This window comes from Acinetobacter bohemicus ANC 3994, from assembly GCF_000367925.1.
GTDB lineage: Bacteria > Pseudomonadota > Gammaproteobacteria > Pseudomonadales > Moraxellaceae > Acinetobacter > Acinetobacter bohemicus.
On sequence record NZ_KB849168.1, the window covers coordinates 90,505 to 104,749 of the forward strand.

Below are 14,245 nucleotides of genomic sequence, written 5' to 3' on the forward strand. Positions count from 1 at the left end.
CGCTGTTACTCCACAATGTACCGGCCGCGTTCGGCTACGGCTGCTTTCACTAAGTCAACGAAGGCATCGATTGACATAGTACCTAAATTTGTTCCTGAGCGGGTACGTACGTTGACTGTACCTTCCTCTACTTCTCGGTCCCCAAGAACCAATAAATAAGGAATACGCTCTAAAGTGCGTTCACGAATCTTAAAGCCGATTTTTTCATTTCTCAAGTCTGAAATCGCGCGGATACCGCTTTCTTTAAGTTTTGCGACCACTGACTCACATGCCTCAGCTTGTGAATCTGTAATATTCATTACACACGCTTGTACTGGTGCTAACCAAGGTGGCATGAAGCCAGCGTAGTGTTCAATTAGTATACCAATAAATCGTTCGAAACTGCCAAGAATTGCACGATGCAACATAACAGGTTGATCACGATCATTGTCTTCAGTCACATAAGAGGCGTCTAAACGCTCTGGTAAATTGAAGTCACACTGAATAGTACCACATTGCCATACACGACCTAAGCAGTCTTTCAATGAGAATTCAATTTTTGGACCGTAGAATGCACCTTCGCCCGGTTGTAAATCCCAAGCCAGACCTGCTGCATCTAAAGCATCTGCCAAAGATTTTTCCGCCATGTCCCAAAGTTTGTCATCGCCAACACGTTTTTCTGGACGTGTTGATAATTTCATTTGCACTTCTTCAAAGCCAAAATCTTTATACACATCTAAAGTGAGCTTAATGAAATCAGCAACTTCTTTACCAATCTGTTCAGTGGTACAGAAAATATGCGCATCATCTTGGGTAAAGCCACGCACACGCATAATGCCGTGTAATGAACCCGATGGTTCGTTACGGTGACATGAACCAAACTCAGCCAAACGAATAGGCAAATCACGGTAAGATTTTAAACCTTGGTTAAAGACTTGCACGTGGCAAGGGCAGTTCATTGGTTTTACCGCATAGTTACGGTTTTCCGAATGTGTAGTAAACATGTTATCTGCATAGTTTGCAGCATGTCCTGATTTTTCCCAAAGGGTGAAATCAACCACTTGCGGTGTACGAATTTCTTGATAACCATTGTCTTGTTGAACTTTACGCATGTATTGTTCAAGCACTTGGTAAATGGTCCAACCATTCGGATGCCAAAACACCATACCCGGTGCTTCTTCTTGCATATGGAATAAGTCTAAAGCTTTACCAATTTTACGGTGATCACGTTTTTCCGCTTCTTCAATACGTTTGATATACGCCGCAAGTTGTTTCTTGTCTGACCAAGCTGTACCGTAAATACGTTGTAATTGTTCATTCTTCGCATCGCCGCGCCAGTAAGCACCAGAGATTTTAGTCAGCTTGAATGATTTTAAAAATTTAGTGTTTGGTACGTGCGGACCACGGCACATATCCAAATAATCTTGATGGTAGTACAAGCCCATTTGTGTTTCTTCAGGCATGTCTGCGATCAAGCGTAATTTATATTCTTCGCCACGTGCGGTGAATTCTGCAATCACTTCGTCACGCGGTGTCATTTTTTTCACCACATCATAATCTTGATCGATGAGCTTTTTCATGCGCTCTTCAATCGCGGCCATGTCATCTAAAGTGAATGGACGTGGCATCCAGATGTCATAGTAGAAACCTTCTTCAATGACTGGACCAATGACCATTTTTGCTTCTGGGAACAATTGTTTAACAGCATGACCAACCAAGTGCGCGCAAGAGTGACGAATAATCTCTACACCTTCTTCGTCTTTCGGTGTAATGATTTGTATGGTTGCATCTTCAGTAATCAAGTCTGATGCATCGACTAGACGATCGTTTACACGACCTGCTACTGTATTTTTAGCAAGACCCGGACCAATGCTTAACGCAACGTCCATCACAGATACGGCTTGATCAAATTGTTTTTGATCGCCATTTGGCAAAGTGATAATTGGCATATATAAAAAATCCTTAAGGAGTGATGCCCCGTACCATGGGGCATATCACCGCGAGATTATGATCGAGGAGAACCTCAAAAGATAAAAACGGTGGATAAATAAAAATCGATTAGAATTTTACACGTCTTAACCCTTCGATTAAACCTTTTCGCAGGAAAAAACTCGATCTGGGATAGATTTGTCATTTTTTGCCTAGTCACTGCTGCCTAAAACAGTGGCAACCCTGCTTAAAACTGATTTTTTATTTGGGCTTACAACTGCACCAAACGAATGACCAGCCCGACGGTACGAATTTATATCGGTGATTGCACTATTTTTGTCAGTCAAACACATATCTAGCTTAGAAAATTAGAGACGAATATTTTTTGACCTTCTGCCCCATGGCTTCATCTTTTATTCGCCTATTATATTTTCACTACTATTCATCGACTGATCTCACTTTAATTTCCCGATTAGAGTAAAATAACTAAAAAAGCAAAGGTGGGAACCCGTGCGTTCAAAAAGACCAAGTACAATAAAATAATTTTATTAATATTCAATATCTTATAAGTTTTAAAAAAACACTCGACTAAAGCCTAAATGCAAGACACTTTAGAAGTGCATATCTTTTCAGCAGGGTTTTAAAATAAATATAGAATGGAGTTTAAAAATGGTTAGCGCATACGATGAATTACCGCGTACTCCCGCAAACTTTGTAGCGTTGTCACCGTTACGCTATCTTGATCGTGCGGCATATATCTATCCAAATCAACATGCGATTATTTATGGTCAGCGCCGTATTACTTGGCGTGAAACATATAATCGTTGCCGCCAGTTTGCTAGCCAACTCCAAAAACTCGGCATCGGTAAAAATGATACCGTTTCTACACTGCTTCCCAACATTCCGGCCATGATTGAAGCGCACTTTGCTGTCCCTATGGCGGGTGCTGTACTCAATACCTTAAATACACGTCTAGATGCCAAGACTTTAGCTTTCATGCTGGAACATGCGGAAACTAAAGTGTTATTGGTCGACCCTGAATTTGCCGCAGTTGCCACAGAAGCGCTTGCACTGGTTCCACAAGACATCTATGTGATTGATGTCGATGATGCTGAATATGAGTATGGATTTTCGACCCCGATTGGTCAAATTGAATATGAAGACTGGCTGACTGACGGCGACGAAAATTTTGAATGGCATTTACCTCAAGATGAATGGGATGCGATCAGTTTAAGTTACACCTCTGGAACCACAGGCAATCCAAAAGGTGTGGTTTACCATCACCGTGGTGCTTACATCAACGCAGCCAGTAATATCATTGCTTGCGGTATGACGCCTCGCGCAACCTATTTATGGACCCTTCCCCTATTCCACTGTAATGGCTGGTGCTTTGCATGGACCATGGCAGCCAACGGTGGCACCAATGTCTGTTTACGCAAAGTCGATGCGGAGCTCATTTTCAAATTAATTGCTGAACATAAAGTCAATTATTTCTGCGGTGCACCTATTGTCTTATCTATGCTCATTAATACCCCAGAAGATAAAAAAGCAGCCTTTGACCACCGTGTCGAGGTCATGGTTGCAGGAGCGGCACCCCCTGCAACCACCATTGAAGGCATGCGGAATATTGGTATTAATGTGACTCACGTTTATGGTTTAACGGAAACCTATGGTCCTTCTGCACTTTGTGCCTCACAGGCAGGCTGGAGTGATTTATCCATTCAGGAACAAGCACAACTCCATTCACGTCAAGGCGTACCTTATCCGCTGCAAGACAGCATGAAAGTACTTGATCCTGAAACCATGCAGGAAGTACCTCATGATGGACAAAGCATGGGCGAGATTATGTTCCGTGGCAATATTGTGATGAAAGGCTACTTAAAGAACCCCGAAGCAACAGCGGAAGCCTTTGCTGGTGGATGGTTCCATACTGGTGATCTGGCTGTTTGCCAACCCGATGGTTATGCCAAAATTACCGATCGCTCCAAAGACGTGATTATTTCAGGAGGTGAAAATATTTCGTCACTTGAAGTCGAAGAAATATTATATAAACATCCTGCCGTACTCACTGTCGCCGTGGTTGCTAAACCTGATCCACGCTGGCAAGAAGTTCCCTGTGCCTTTGTAGAACTTAAAAACGGTAAAACAGCAACGCCTGAAGAACTGGTTGAATTCTGCAAGCAGCATTTAGCACGTTTTAAAGTACCGAAAGATATTATCATTACCGAAATTCCAAAAACCTCGACAGGGAAACTACAAAAATTCATCTTACGTGATTGGGCAAAAGAACGTGCCGTCAGTGAATTTAATTAATTCTCTACAACCTTCAGCACATAAAGACGGTTTTTAGCGATAAAAAAAGCGGCTCACAAGAGCCGCTTTTTTACTTTAAAGATAAACAAATTAATTGTCTGAAATTAAAGCCACTTGTTGAATGTAATTAAACAATTTGAGCTTCGACGCTGCCAATTCATCTTCCGGCAATTGTTTTGCAATATCACGATGAATACGCAAAATATGCTGACGAATTGGATGATGCTCTGCCGCATTATGCGCTTTCATAAATTCTTTAATCACAGGATCACCCTGAGCAATCATACGATCTACCCAACGGTTCAATTGTGCTGTTTTTTTCGCACCTTGCTGTGGCGTTAAATAAGATAAAATCACCGTTTCATCTTCATTACGCAACAATTTACCAATACGTAAAAATTGGCGACGACGTGCTTCATGTGAAGTAATACTACGCACATCCAACAAAGCATCAATTAAACGCTCTTCCACTGGAAGTTTCTGAATTTGTTTCAGGCTCAATTCAGCCAATTGTTCACCTAAAGCAGCCATACGTTGCACTGCTTTTTTTTGTTCGGTTTTGCTTGCACGCCCTTCTAAAGTGTCAAAGTCATCTTCAGTAAAACGCTGTTGCGGTCGACGTGCCACGATTAATCTGCCTCGTAAAATTTTGCTGCAAATAATGCCTGAATTTCAGATAAAGCTTGTTCTTCATCTGCACCATCAAGCACTAAACGTAAAGTTGTGCCCTTGCCTGCACCAAGCATGAGCAAGGACATAATATTTTTTGCATCAACCAATTTATCACCTTTACCAATTTGAATCGATGAACGAAATTTGGTGGTGACTTCGATTAGCTTTCCAGACGCACGCGCATGTAAACCTAGTTTATTAATTACGTCAACAGTTGTGTCAATCATGACCAGTGCTTCATTTCCCTGTGTAAGACCTGAATAGACCATTTTTCCTCAAGGGCTTTTTTAAGTCTATCCACGATATATACTGAACGGTGCTGCCCTCCCGTACATCCAATCGACACTGTCATATAGTGACGGTGACCTTCGGCAAAGGCAGGCAACCACTTATCTAAAAAATGGTAAATATCTTGGAACATCTCATTGGTTTGTTCACTTTGTAGCAAAAATTGTTGTACAGGCAAGTCTAAACCTGAATATTTTCGCAATTCCAAATCCCAATGTGGATTAGGCAAATGACGTACGTCAAACACATAATCAGCATCAAGTGGAATACCGTGTTTATAACCAAAAGATTGTAAAATTAAAATTAAGTTATCCGATTGCCCAAGTTTGGACAATAAAGTGTGCTTTAAATCATGCACACTTTTATCGGTGGTATCAATATGTACTGTTGAACGTAATTGTATCGGAAGTAATAATGTTTTTTCTTCCTGAATACATTCAGTCAAACTTTTAAAACGACTGGCCAAAGGATGTGGACGCCGTGATGCACTAAAACGAGAAATCAATTCTTGGTCTTGCGTGGTCAAATAAATAATATCAACCGAACCATGTTTCTGCAATTGTTCAAAAACGTGGTCAAATTCTTGCAAATCTGCGCGAGTACTGCGGACATCCACCCCTAAAGCCAATTGCTCTAGATTATTTTCACGATCCAGCTTAGCCACGATTTCAGGCAGCAAGGCCAGAGGTAAATTATCAATACAGTAGTAACCTAGGTCCTCAAGCACCTGCAAGGCAGATGATTTCCCTGATCCAGATTGTCCTGTAACGATTAAAATACGCTTCATGGCAAGGCTGTCCTTTAGCTTATGCTGTTTGCTTAAAACTATGCAGTGTATTTAACCTGCACGTTATCAATCAGTCGAGTGGTCCCTAATTTAGCTGCAACAAATAGAATAACATTTTGATTAAATGCTTCTATTTTTTGCAATTCAGGTGTACGTGCTTCCACATAATCCACAATAAAACCAGCTTGTGTCAACGTATGCTGAATATTTTCTAACACTTCGACCAGACTAACACCATTGTGAAGTTCTTGTTCAGCCGCTTTTAAGCTTTGGAAAATGCTCGGTGCTATTTTACGCTGTTCTTCAGTTAGATAGCCATTACGTGAACTGAGTGCCAGACCATCTTCTGCACGCGTAATCGGCACACCAATCACTTCTAAAGGAATATTCAAATCACGTACAAACTGACGAATCACCGCCAGTTGCTGATAATCCTTTTGGCCAAAGAACGCAAAATTCGGCTGTACAATATTAAACAATTTTGTCACAACCACTGCCACGCCATCAAAGTGACCCGGACGCTGTAAACCACATAAATCATTGGTGATATCAGACACGCTAATATTGGTGAAACGTGGTTTGTTGCCATACATTTGTTCAACGCTAGGCGCAAAAACAATGTCACAACCAACATCGGCTAACAAATGACTATCGTGCTCTAAAGTACGCGGGTAATTTTCAAAATCTTCATTTGGGCCAAATTGGATGGGATTGACAAAAATACTGACCACCACGACATCACATAACTTACGTGCTTCACGCACCAAGTTTAAATGACCTTCGTGTAAATTCCCCATGGTCGGAACAAAACCAATAATTTTTCGCGCTGATCGAGCTGGAGTCAGTGAAGCCGATAATCCTTGAATGGTGGTTTCTGTTTTCATGTTTACAGCTCGACTTGAAAAGTTTGTTCTTTAGCAGGGAAAGAGCTATCTAGCACCGCAGCATGGTAGGCTTTAAAAGCATCCAAAATTGCAGTTTCTCCCGCTTGTTCTTTCATAAAGTTACGCACAAATTTAGCCACGCGACCAAAGGTCAAGCCAAGCATATCTTGAACAACCAGTACTTGACCATCCGTATCCACACCCGCCCCAATGCCAATCACGGGAACATGAGGGAACAATTCACTAATTTCTTTGCCTAATTGTGCAGGCACACATTCTAATAATAATAAAGCAGCACCGGCTTCAACCACCGCTTTACAATCGGCAATCAATTGATCCGCGGCTTCACGGGTACGTGCTTGTAATTTATAGCCACCAAAGACATGCACCGATTGTGGGGTTAAACCTAAGTGTACACAGACTGGAATACCATTTCGGGTCAAAACAGTGACGGTTTCACTTAACCATGCACCGCCTTCCATTTTGACCATTTGCGCACCCGCTTGCATCACAGTTTTTGAACTGCTTAAAGCATCATTTAAAGTGGCATAGCTCATAAATGGCAAGTCAGTCATAATAAAAGCATGCTGATTACCACGGCGTACTGCTGCTGTATGGTAAGCCATATCTTCTACAGTCACAGGTAACGTTGAATCACGTCCCTGAATCGCCATCCCCAAAGAATCGCCAATTAAAATAGTGTCAACTTCTGCAAGTTCCATTGCTTTTGCCATACTGGCATCGTAGCAAGTCAAACAAGAAAATTTGCGGCCATTGGTTTTAAATTGTCTTAAGTCGCTGAGACTAATCATCAAGATGTTCCTCTAACACGTTCCAAGAACATGTCTAAATTAAATATTTGACCAAGAGTCATCATCCAAAACAGCAACTGTCGGATGTTGTACCACGGGTAAATCTTTTAATCGTTGTGCTTTAATTTCTATATTTGCATCTAAGTCTAGCAAAGGTATCACCACAAAATCACGCTCAAACAGTCCAACATGTGGCACCGTTAAACGCGCATTGTGTATGTGTTGCTGACCATAAACCAATAAGTCTAAATCTAAAGTCCGTTCACCCCAATGGCGCAAACGTACTCGACCAGACTCTTGTTCAAAACTTTGCAATTGATCTAATAAAGCCAAAGGGGCTAAATCGGTTTGCAACTGCACCACCGCATTTAAATAATTCGGTTGGTCTTGTGGTCCCATTGGTGGGCTTTGATATAACTTCGATGTTTTCACTGTTCCAAGTGTCGCCAGTTTTTGCACAGCTTCAATTAAAATTTGCCGTGAATCACCCAAGTTACTGCCTAAGCCAATATAGGTTACTGTGGTCATTGTGTCGGTCCAAAAACCACTTGGTTTAAATCACGTTTGACTCGTTTACGTTTTAAAATCGGGTGATCTGCGCGAATCTCAGAACCCCCTGAAGTCACCATTTGAACAGGTCTTTCAGGTCGACTTCTGTCCTTGCGTTCACGCTCACGACGACTGCGTGGTGCCGTCTCTTGAACCAAAGGCTCAATATCAACAGACACCGATTTAGGCTCAAGGACATCATCTGTGTGGGCTTTACGACGGCTTTTTGCACGTTGGCGGTTGTATTGACTAATGGCACGTTCTTTTTCATCGGTGCTCATCAGCTGATACGCATCCCACCACGTTCCCATACCTTGTGTGCTGTGATCACCAGACTTCTCACGCAGCAACAGAAAGTCAAATCCGGCACGGAAACGTGCATGGGTAGATAAGGCTTGAATTTGCTGTGGTTTAGGGCTGAGCAAACGAGTTTGCATTTCCCAAACTTCACGAATAAAGGTTTCAGCAAAACGTGGAATAATGGTTCGCGTGGCTTGACGTTTTAAAACATCTAGACCCGCTTGTGCACGCGCTTCCGCAGCAACCATACCTTTATTTAAATAAAATTCACAACGCTCTAAAAAAGGTTTCCATAACAAAACGGCATAAAAAAATGCAGGATTGATGGTTTTACCAATTTGAATACGTTGATCGGTATTGATGGCCGCACGTTCAATAAATGTCGAGATCTTTGGGTCGATGTCTGCAAAGAGCTGACGCCAAATATCAAAATCGATCAGCATCGGCAGCACACGATTCAAATGCCCCATGGTGAATAATTTCTGCGATTCATCATATAAACGATGCGGAGAAATATCACGTAACAACTGGGTCATTTCAGGGGTAAAAACCTCTAAAATGTCAGGTGCAATACTAAAATTCAATTTTGCTGCAAAGCGTAAAGTACGCAGCATACGCACGGGATCTTCTTCAAACCGTAAAGTTGGATCGCCCAATAAGCGTAAAGTTTTATTTTTTATGTCATCAATGGCATGACAAAAATCGAGCACGATGCCTTTACGCGGTTGATAATACATCGCGTTAATCGAAAAATCACGGCGAGCAAAATCTTGCTCAATCGTGCCCCAATTATTATCTCGTAAAATCATGCCTGAAGCAGAGGTGACCGCTTTTTTCGGTGGCGCACGGAAAGTCGCAACTTCGACCAGTTCTCGACCGGAATAAACATGAGCAAGCTCAAAACGTCGTCCAATAATACGACAACGTCGTCCGAAAACTTCTTTCACTTGAGCAGGTGTCGCATTGGTGACGGCATCAAAATCTTTAGGATTTAGACCCAACATTAAGTCACGAACACCACCACCAACGATATACGCTTCAAAGCCTGCCTTGGTTAAGGCATCGATAACATCTAGGATGTAAGAAGGTAATTGAGCGGTTGATAAACCACATTTTGACGCGTGCAAAGTTTGCAAAAGACGCTGTCTCCTACGTCTGAACGTAAAATATCTAAGATGACGCTAATCATATATCTAACACAATCAAAGGGCAATTTGATTATCTCAATGCTGGATAGATTGTTCAGCCCGTCTTAGTCGCTTAAAGCATAAATTACAGCGCTAATCGGTCTTTATTCTTGGCAAATAAAGCAGGCCCAATGCCCTTCACCTGCTGCAATTCCTCAATGTTTTTAAATTTTCCATTTTTTTGACGATAGGCAATAATCGCTTCTGCTTTTTTTAACCCAATGCCAGATAATTCTTGTAATTGCGCTAACGTGGCTTGATTTAAACTTATTTTAGTAGCGCTGGATGGTTGTAAAGCAGGTTTGGCCAAATAATGATTCTTGCTGGTGGAGACGCGTGGAATTTTTAAACGTGCATCTTGGGCATCTTGTTCAGCCTTCCATTTTAAATATTGTTGGTCAAATTGTTGCGCATACAGAGTCGATCCGCCCAACAATGACATGAATATACACAAATGAAAAATGCGCTGAAGCAGCTGTTTTATTTTTTTCATTGGACACCTATTATTTTAATTGTTGTTTCGCTTGCTCCCACAATTGATCCATTTCTGCTAAAGAGAGCGCTTCAATTTTTTGCTGTTGTTGCCGAGCCTGATCTTCAATGAAAGCAAAACGTGTTCTAAATTTATGAATGGTACTTAAAAGTGCCATTTCACTAGACACGCCAAGTTTACGTCCAACATTGATCAGTGAAAATAAACAATCACCAAATTCGTCGAATATTTCGTCGGAATTTTGCTTTTGCATGGCCTGCTGTAATTCGGCCAATTCTTCATTTAATTTTCCATAAGCGCCGGCAACAGCAGCAAAATCGAAACCAATTTGTGCTGCATTTTTTTGGATTTCATCCGCTTGTTGAAGCGCAGGCCCATGTTTAATCTCATCTAAGCGAGATTGTAGTTTGCCTTGTTTTTCTTGTTGTTTAATTTGTTTCCACAGCACCGCAACATCTGCCGAACTCAATTGTGAAAATTGTTCTGCTTGAAAGACATGTGGATGACGGCGAATTAATTTTTCAGTAATCGCCTGTACGACATCATCAAAATTAAATGCCCCCTGCTCGCTAAACATTTGCGCTTGAAAAACCACTTGCAACAACAGATCGCCAAGTTCATCTCGAATTTCATCGGCGTTGCCCTCTCGAATTGCGGCTTCCACTTCATAAGCCTCTTCTATGGCATATTTGGTTAAACTTTGGGGTGTTTGTTGTTGATCCCATGGACATTTTTCACGTAACTCACGCATCACTGCCAATAATTCATCCACGTTTTTATCACTCCAATCACGTTATATAAACTTAGCTTTTCACTGTTTATATTTGTTATGCTCAAGCCAAATAAATGAAAAACCAAAGCGCAACAAAAACAAAATAAACAGGGAAAATGACATGCACAGTATATTTATTAGTGGGGCAGCACAAGGCATTGGCGCTGCAATTGCAACGCTGTTTTATCAGCATGGCTACAAAGTGGGCATTTATGATATTAACGCTGTTCAAGCGCAAAAACTGGCGCAACAATTGGGACCACAGGCAAAAGCAGGTTTACTTGATGTGTCCAATTATAGCCAATGGCAACAGGCCCTAAACGAATTTCAGGCTTGGGCAGGTGAAATTAATGTGTTGGTCAATAATGCAGGAATTTTATATTCAGGTGCTTTTGAACAGACCGATATTGCTGCGCATCATCGTACCATCGACATTAATGTCAAAGGGGTTTTAAATGGTTGCCATGCGGCCTTGCCCTTTTTAAAACAAGCCTCGTTTGCTCGGGTGATTAATCTCTCTTCTGCTTCGGCCATTTATGGACAAGCCGATTTGGTATCTTATTCTGCCAGTAAGTTTGCCGTGCGTGGTATTACCGAAGGATTAGACATTGAATGGCAAAAATATGGCATCCGCGTTTTGGATGTAATGCCGCTGTTTGTACAAACAGCCATGGTGAAAGATATGGATGCCGGCAGTATTCAAAATATGGGCGTGCATTTAAGTGCCCATGATGTCGCAGAACAGATTTATCAATTGGTGCAACGCCAAGATAACCTCTTTACACCAACGCACCAGCCTGTAGGCTTGAAAAGCAAACTGCTCTTTACACTGTCTGGCATGAGTCCGCAGTTTGTCAATCGAATCGGCAATCGTATACTGGCCAAAAGAAAATAAGTTCCATCAAAAAAAGCCTGTCTTTCGATAGGCTTTTGTATTCTATAAAACTTTAGTCAACAAAACCCTATGCAATAAACTTCATCTTTAGCAACACACAACCAACATCATATTTAACATTGCAATAATTTACTTCTGCATCGTTTCCATCTTTTTCGATTAGACATTTTAACAACCATCCCATTTAAATGATGATTAACACACTATAGCGCAGAAATAATTTGAATTTTGGGAAAAGCAAAGCCTTGACAGGATGCTTCAGAACGCCATGCAACCGTAAGCATGACCTGAGCTAAATGGAAGTTTTGATAGGCAAATGTACCAATTAAGGGATGATGACATAATCCACCATCATGGATTGGATGTACCCGCGTTTCTAATTCCTTTAAGTTCAAACGCACCCCTAGGCCTGCGGCTTTTAAGACCGCTTCTTTGGTGGTCCAGACCTTAAACCAATAATTTCGGTCTTGTTCTAGCGCATGCCAGTGTTGTAATTCATTGGCATGAAAAGCATGCTCTGCTAAAGCTTCAAAGCGCACTTTGCGGTCTAAGTCTTCAACATCCACACCTAAATCGTGCATCTGCGTACTGCTTGCCAAAGCATAATGTTTTTGACTATGACTATGATTGAAATAAAATTTGGGGAAATTGGTTAAATACGGTTTGCCATACTCGGTCTTAGAAAAATCATCTTGTTGCAGCACAATATGTAATTGCTTGGACAACAATTGATTGCGATAATCATAGACGGCCTGCTTTTGCAGCTGAATTTTAGCCTTACGATCCAATGTTTGAGATAACGGTACAATATGTTCCAGTGTATCCACATCTACGCGTATCAGTCTGGTCATATGAATCACCTGATCAAAAATAGAATCACATCTTAAAAGAACAAAGCCCAAAGTAAACTTCGGGCTTTGTTCAATCCAGAGCAGATCAATTAGCTTTTATATTTCTTAGCAGCCTTTTTAAATTTCTGCACATAACGACGTTTACGTGCTGCCACGCGTTCATCAATTTGCGTTTTACGACCTTCAAATGGATTTTCAGACGTTTTAAACTCAATTCGAACTGGTGTCCCTTCAAGTTTATAGACTTTACGGAATACGTTTTCAAGATAGCGGCGATAATCTGCTGGGGTTTTATCCACCTTATTACCATGCACCACAATCGTTGGTGGATTTTGTCCACCCATATGCGCATAACGCATTTTAATACGACGACCGCTAATCATAGGCGGTTGATGTGCTTCAGTCGCATCATTCAAAATTTGCGTGATTTTCGCAGGTGAAACTTTTAAATGCGAAGAATCATAAGCACGGTGGATTGAAGGATATAACTCACCCACACCCGTACCATGCAATGCAGAAATCAAATGCACTTTTGCCCATGGAATAAAGTCAAAACGACGATCAACGTCAAGCTTACATTGCTTGCGGTCATAGTCCGACATGTTGTCCCATTTATTGATGGCAATCACCATTGCTCGGCCGGCTTCTAAAGCATAACCGATTAAATGGAGATCTTGCTCAACCACGCCTTCACGTGCATCCAAGACCACCACCACAACATGCGCATCTTTAATCGCTTGTAAAGTTTTAACAATTGAGAATTTCTCAATCATTTCATCTACTTTACCTTTACGACGCACACCCGCAGTGTCAATCAAGGTATATTTCTTTTCATTGCGTTCATACGGAATATAAATAGAATCACGCGTGGTTCCAGGCATGTCGAAAACTACAACACGTTCTTCGCCCAGTAAACGGTTCACCAAAGTCGACTTACCGACGTTAGGGCGACCAATGACCGCTAAACGTAAACCTGTTGCTTTATCGTGTTCAGCTTCATCAGCATCTTCAGGAACGTCTTCAAGCACTTCCTCAAGCATCTGCGCCACACCACGACCATGACTGGCCGCAACGTGTAATGGCTCACCAAAGCCAAGTTGATAAAACTCAACCACAGCAGCTTCAGCATGAACGCCATCGACTTTATTCGCCACGAGGTAAACTTTTTTACCTAAAGTACGAATTTCACGGGCAATCTGTTCATCAGATGCAAGTAGTCCTGCGCGTGCGTCGACAACAAAAACAATAATATCGGCTTCATTGATGGCTGTTTTAGACTGTTCTGCCATATAGGCATCAATACCAGCTTCACTTTCGCCAATACCACCAGTATCGACAACAATAAATGATTTATTTTGGAAAACGGCATCGCCATATTTACGGTCACGGGTAAGACCGGCAAAGTCAGCAACGAGTGCATCACGGCTCTTGGTAATCTGATTAAATAACGTTGATTTTCCGACGTTCGGACGACCAATGAGCGCAATTACGGGTTTCATAGATTAACCTTTATTCAAAATCAGCCAGTGAGACT

The 14,245-nt window shown here is 41.6% G+C and carries 14 protein-coding genes; 2 read left to right on the top strand and 12 right to left on the bottom strand.

All coding sequences use genetic code 11. The features are described 5' to 3' along the window. Nucleotides 1-5: 5 nt before the first annotated feature. Nucleotides 6-1,928 (bottom strand): threonine--tRNA ligase, encoded by a 1,923-nt coding sequence (gene thrS / locus F994_RS08160; RefSeq protein ID WP_004649817.1) that lies wholly within the window; start codon nt 1,926-1,928, stop codon nt 6-8. A 649-nt stretch (nt 1,929-2,577) separates the two neighbouring features. Here thrS and F994_RS08165 point away from each other — a divergent pair. Next, nucleotides 2,578-4,221, top strand: coding sequence for an acyl-CoA synthetase (locus F994_RS08165; RefSeq protein ID WP_004649818.1), 1,644 nt, complete (start codon nt 2,578-2,580; stop codon nt 4,219-4,221). A gap of 90 nt (nt 4,222-4,311) precedes the next feature. On the opposite strand, the gene yjgA is transcribed toward F994_RS08165, so the two are convergent. The 9 genes from yjgA to mazG all read right to left on the bottom strand — a co-directional run bounded on the left by yjgA (nt 4,312) and on the right by mazG (nt 10,965). Continuing rightward, nucleotides 4,312-4,848 (bottom strand): ribosome biogenesis factor YjgA, encoded by a 537-nt coding sequence (gene yjgA, locus F994_RS08170; RefSeq protein ID WP_004649819.1) that lies wholly within the window; start codon nt 4,846-4,848, stop codon nt 4,312-4,314. 2 nt (nt 4,849-4,850) lie between these two features. Next, the gene (locus tag F994_RS08175; RefSeq protein WP_034696949.1) at nt 4,851-5,120 is read right to left on the bottom strand and encodes an HPr family phosphocarrier protein; all 270 of its coding nucleotides are present in this window, start codon (nt 5,118-5,120) and stop codon (nt 4,851-4,853) included. Then, complete coding sequence (gene rapZ / locus F994_RS08180; RefSeq protein WP_004649821.1) at nt 5,117-5,968, bottom strand: RNase adapter RapZ; 852 nt, start codon at nt 5,966-5,968, stop codon at nt 5,117-5,119. The genes F994_RS08175 and rapZ overlap by 4 nt, the downstream gene beginning before the upstream one ends. A gap of 38 nt (nt 5,969-6,006) precedes the next feature. Beyond that, nucleotides 6,007-6,852 (bottom strand): pantoate--beta-alanine ligase, encoded by an 846-nt coding sequence (panC, locus tag F994_RS08185; RefSeq protein ID WP_004649823.1) that lies wholly within the window; start codon nt 6,850-6,852, stop codon nt 6,007-6,009. Nucleotides 6,853-6,854: 2 nt separating this feature from the next. Beyond that, entirely contained in the window at nt 6,855-7,664 is an 810-nt protein-coding gene (gene panB / locus F994_RS08190) for a 3-methyl-2-oxobutanoate hydroxymethyltransferase (RefSeq protein ID WP_004649824.1), read from the bottom strand. A gap of 39 nt (nt 7,665-7,703) precedes the next feature. Then, nucleotides 7,704-8,192: a 2-amino-4-hydroxy-6-hydroxymethyldihydropteridine diphosphokinase gene (folK, locus tag F994_RS08195; RefSeq protein WP_004649825.1), complete on the bottom strand. Its 489-nt coding sequence runs from the start codon at nt 8,190-8,192 to the stop codon at nt 7,704-7,706. Continuing rightward, nucleotides 8,189-9,649: a polynucleotide adenylyltransferase PcnB gene (pcnB, locus tag F994_RS08200; RefSeq protein ID WP_004649826.1), complete on the bottom strand. Its 1,461-nt coding sequence runs from the start codon at nt 9,647-9,649 to the stop codon at nt 8,189-8,191. Before pcnB ends, folK begins: the two co-directional genes overlap by 4 nt. Nucleotides 9,650-9,785: 136 nt before the next feature. Further along, entirely contained in the window at nt 9,786-10,142 is a 357-nt protein-coding gene (locus F994_RS08205) for a ComEA family DNA-binding protein (RefSeq protein ID WP_228128045.1), read from the bottom strand. 61 nt (nt 10,143-10,203) lie between these two features. Beyond that, nucleotides 10,204-10,965, bottom strand: a complete 762-nt coding sequence (mazG, locus tag F994_RS08210) for a nucleoside triphosphate pyrophosphohydrolase (protein ID WP_004649828.1) — start codon at nt 10,963-10,965, stop codon at nt 10,204-10,206. A gap of 121 nt (nt 10,966-11,086) precedes the next feature. Here mazG and F994_RS08215 point away from each other — a divergent pair, with 121 nt between their 5' ends. Then, nucleotides 11,087-11,860, top strand: coding sequence for an SDR family oxidoreductase (locus F994_RS08215; protein WP_004649829.1), 774 nt, complete (start codon nt 11,087-11,089; stop codon nt 11,858-11,860). A 203-nt stretch (nt 11,861-12,063) separates the two neighbouring features. Here the strand turns inward: F994_RS08215 and F994_RS08220 are convergent, their stop codons facing one another. Together F994_RS08220 and der are read right to left on the bottom strand one after the other, a co-directional pair. Continuing rightward, the gene (locus F994_RS08220; protein WP_004649830.1) at nt 12,064-12,711 is read right to left on the bottom strand and encodes a 4'-phosphopantetheinyl transferase family protein; all 648 of its coding nucleotides are present in this window, start codon (nt 12,709-12,711) and stop codon (nt 12,064-12,066) included. A gap of 89 nt (nt 12,712-12,800) precedes the next feature. Further along, nucleotides 12,801-14,210: a ribosome biogenesis GTPase Der gene (gene der / locus F994_RS08225; protein ID WP_004649831.1), complete on the bottom strand. Its 1,410-nt coding sequence runs from the start codon at nt 14,208-14,210 to the stop codon at nt 12,801-12,803. Nucleotides 14,211-14,245: the final 35 nt, after the last annotated feature.